The sequence below is a fragment of the Halomonas sp. ND22Bw genome (assembly GCF_003011945.1).
Classification (GTDB): domain Bacteria; phylum Pseudomonadota; class Gammaproteobacteria; order Pseudomonadales; family Halomonadaceae; genus Halomonas; species Halomonas halophila.
Genome location: NZ_PXWD01000283.1, coordinates 1 through 388, shown reverse-complemented (window position 1 = coordinate 388; position 388 = coordinate 1). Strand labels below are relative to the sequence as shown.

The 388-nt window shown below is 64.4% G+C and carries 1 pseudogene; it reads left to right on the top strand.

The features are described from left to right. Nucleotides 1-374 (top strand): annotated as a pseudogene (locus CVH10_RS18075) (hypothetical protein); the annotation flags it as partial. Nucleotides 375-388: the final 14 nt, after the last annotated feature.

Genomic DNA, 388 nt, shown 5'->3' with positions numbered 1-388 from the left:
CCGCGCGCCGTCTGGAAGAGGACCGCATCACCTCGGCCGAGGATGTGCGCACGGCTAGCCGGACGATGGTCGACTTCTCGCGCTCCATGCACGGCGATCTGGCGGTCCTGCGCAAGTTCCTGTTCGAGCGGATGTATCGCCACTACCGGGTCAACCGCACCCGCAGTCAGGCGCGCCGCGTCCTGTCGCAGTTGTTCGAGCTGTTCATGGCCGAGCCTGAGGTCATGCCGCCGGAATGGAGCGTACCTGCCCTTACCGACGACCGGACCCAGCGGGCGCGGGCGGTGTGCGACTATATCGCCGGGATGACCGACCGCTATGCGATAGAAGTTCACCAGAAACTGTTCAGCCTGGACCTGGCGCTCGATCTGTGATTCGAAAGTTGCGC